The 3,099-nt window shown below is 43.8% G+C and carries 3 protein-coding genes and 1 pseudogene; 2 read left to right on the top strand and 2 right to left on the bottom strand.

Annotated features, from left to right (window positions below):
* Positions 1-37: 37 nt before the first annotated feature.
* On the top strand, positions 38-1,876 hold the full coding sequence (locus VLN09_RS11645) for a DUF3488 and transglutaminase-like domain-containing protein (RefSeq protein WP_325246702.1): 1,839 nt from the start codon (positions 38-40) through the stop codon (positions 1,874-1,876).
* 72 nt (positions 1,877-1,948) lie between these two features.
* Complete coding sequence (locus VLN09_RS11640; RefSeq protein ID WP_325246700.1) at positions 1,949-2,236, top strand: DUF4031 domain-containing protein; 288 nt, start codon at positions 1,949-1,951, stop codon at positions 2,234-2,236.
* An 82-nt stretch (positions 2,237-2,318) separates the two neighbouring features.
* Here VLN09_RS11640 and VLN09_RS11635 read toward each other — a convergent pair whose 3' ends face one another.
* Complete coding sequence (locus VLN09_RS11635; protein WP_325246698.1) at positions 2,319-2,816, bottom strand: DUF302 domain-containing protein; 498 nt, start codon at positions 2,814-2,816, stop codon at positions 2,319-2,321.
* 142 nt (positions 2,817-2,958) lie between these two features.
* Positions 2,959-3,099: pseudogene (locus tag VLN09_RS12330) on the bottom strand (LysR family transcriptional regulator); the annotation flags it as partial.

Genomic DNA, 3,099 nt, shown 5'->3' with positions numbered 1-3,099 from the left:
GGGCGTGGCATTTTTAGTGCTCTGCCTTATCAGTTAACTGTGGGAGCTTTACAAACGCCGCGATGCTTATGTGGTGTTGAATCTTTCACTGTTTGTACTTGCAGCGTTGTTTTTGATGGATCAAGGTTTAGTCACGACGTTAGAAGTGATTGTTGGCGCGGTTATTATATTATTGGCGTTTATCGCGTTAAATGATGATGGTAATAGTCGCGGTGATGGTCGTCTGCGCACCTTGGGTGTATTGGGCATTGGAGCATTGCCATTATTAGTGGTGCTGTTTCTATTCTTTCCGCGCTTGCCACCACTATGGTCAGTACAGTTATCAGGTCAGAAAGCGACCACGGGCGTCTCTGATAGCATGTCACCGGGTGATTTCGCTAATTTAGGTCAGTCAACCGAATTGGCATTTCGGGTAGAGTTTACAGACGATCGACCCTCGCAGCAGGAGTTATATTGGCGCGGCTTGGTATTTAGCGATTTTGATGGCATTACTTGGCGTCAAAACCCTCAGCAGCGAGCATGGCAGCCTACGTTGCCCACTCCTACTTGGATTGAAAACGCATTTTCGACTGTCCCTGATGCAGTGAAAGCTGCCCCCAATACCTATCAAATTATCTTAGAACCTACTCAGCAGAACTGGCTATTTGGACTCGATTATCCGTTTGCCCAGCAGCAAGATGTCAGTATCACGTCGGATTTTACCCTGTTAAAAGACCAGCCTGTCACGCAGCAGCTGCGCTACGATGTAGCACAGTTTGCGCCGATGCAGATTGATAATGTTCTCACAGATGAGGTGCGACGACTAAATCTTTCCCTGCCTAATAAAGGTAACCCACAAGCAAGAGCTTTAGCCCAGCAGCTTTTTGCCCAGTCAGGGTCAGATCATGTACGTTATATGGCAGCTATTGAGCGCTGGATTAACCAAACAGACTTTCGCTATACGCTGTCGCCGCCACGCTTGAATAATAATCGTATTGATGAGTTTTTATTTGATACCAAAGCTGGGTTTTGTGAGCATTATTCTTCCAGCTTTACCTTTATGATGCGAGCTGCTGGTATTCCTGCACGAGTAGTGGCAGGCTATCAAGGTGGTGAGCCAAGCCGCAATGGCAATGTTTGGGAAGTGCGACAGATGGACGCGCACGCTTGGACTGAGGTTTGGCTTGAGGGTCAAGGATGGGTACGTGTCGATCCGACTGCTTTTGTAGCGCCTGAGCGGGTCGAGCAAGGGATGGATGCGCTGACGCAGGCACAAGGGGCTACGATGTTTGGCGATGGGGCTGGCGCGCAAATCAGCTATCAGCAGTATCAAATGCTACAGACCTTGCGCCGTTTATCCGACCAAGCCAGCTACTATTGGCAAAAAGATGTCGTTGGCTATGATCAAGACAAGCAAGCTGACTCGCTACTTAAGTGGTTCAATATTCGCTCAATGATGCAGCAAATAATTTGGTTAACAGCGAGCGCTGTCATTATTATGGCGATTTTGGTGTTTGTCATCTGGCAACGTCGACGCAAACGCTGGCACCCAGCAGATCTGCCGCTTGCTCATTTATCAAAGCGTCTTGGCAAGAATAATAATGCGTTGGCTCGACATGAAAGCGAAGGGCAATTGGCATGGCTTGATCGCTTAGCAACGGCAGTTGATATAAGTGAGCGTATAAAACCTGAAACAAACACTCAAAATAGTAGTCCTAGTCAGTTGATAGACAGCAATGCTTTAACATTGGCTCACATAAAAATTGAGCAGATTAAACAAGATTATCGTCAGCTACGTTATGGGCATTTTAGTACACTAGATATGAGTAATAATGAGTACCAGCAAGTACTCAAGCAGCTGAAAAAAAATGCCAAGGAATTACCAAGGTTATACTGATTTGCGTATGGTAGATGCACTAGAGTAAAAGTACTTAGATTGTTTTAAAGCAATAAATAAAGGGGTAGCCATATGGCGATATATGTAGATTTTATGCAAATAGAATTTAGAGGCTATAAATGGTGCCATATGCTGGCAGATACCTTGCAAGAGTTACACGATTTTGCCGCTCTGATTGAAGTAGATGCGCGCTTATTTCATCGTAATGCCAGTTACCCACACTATGATGTGACGGTGCAAATGCGAGAAATAGCGATTGAGTATGGCGCTATACCTGCCGGTCGGAAAAAGATTATCGAATGTGCAAAGAAGTTAAAAATAGAGTTGTATGAGCAAATAGTACGGTCTGAGCATTTCTAATAAGTTAATATTCTAGAGATAAAAAAAGGTGGGAGTGCTTTTGCATCCTACCTTTTTGTTTATTCAGATTTTCATTTATAGCTTATTTTGCGACAGCTGCTTTACTGACACCGTTAAGGGCGTTTGCAATATTAGCAATCTCGGTATCACAGCCTTTGATATGATGACGATTTTTTAGGTATTCAGGATTGTTGTATGACAACCATACTTTTTTATCAGCATCTTCATTGATTAGAATTTTTTGCGGTAAGTCGATGGCGACGCTTTGCTCGCAATTCATCAACGGTGTGCCTGCTTTAGGATTACCAAACATAATCACTTGTGTTGGTCTTAATATTAAATTAACACCTTGCGCATTTTTTTGATGATCGACGCGCGCAAAGACTTTCATACCTTTGCTTTCGATAATTGCCGCCAGTTTATCAGCAGTATCTTGCACGGAATGAGGGCTTTGCATCGTAACCAAACCTTTTTTGGCATTGATAGCAGTCATCGTTTCTGGCGCGTCTAAAGTATTTTCGATACTGGCACAAGAGGATACAGCCAAAGCTAGAGCAGCGATAGAGATAATCTTAAGCATAAAAAGTCCTTTTTTATGGTGGTCGTTCATTCAGTGAGTGATGGCTGGCTGGCAACATCGAATCTTTATAGTGCATCATTACATTGTGCGTAATAAACGGTGCATAGTAAAGAGTCGCATTGCAACATGCCTTAATGAATTACTAAGCCAAATGCTCTGCCAGATAATCGACCAATAGTCTGATTTTTGGTGATAAATGACGATTGTGCGGGTAAACGGCCCAAATCCCTTCTTCTTGCTCTCTATATTCGTCCAATACCGTCATTAGACGTCCTGTTACGAG

Origin of the sequence: Psychrobacter sp. (assembly GCF_035469765.1) — a bacterium.
In the GTDB taxonomy this organism is placed as follows: Bacteria; Pseudomonadota; Gammaproteobacteria; order Pseudomonadales; family Moraxellaceae; genus Psychrobacter.
This window is presented reverse-complemented; position numbering and strand designations above follow the sequence as displayed.

What these genes read in the sequence shown, in the direction of transcription:
- VLN09_RS11640 (WP_325246700.1), top strand. Translation starts at nt 1,949, where the DNA reads ATGGCGATATATGTAGATTTTATGCAAATAGAATTTAGAGGCTATAAA.
- VLN09_RS11635 (WP_325246698.1), bottom strand. Translation starts at nt 2,816, where the DNA reads ATGCTTAAGATTATCTCTATCGCTGCTCTAGCTTTGGCTGTATCCTCT.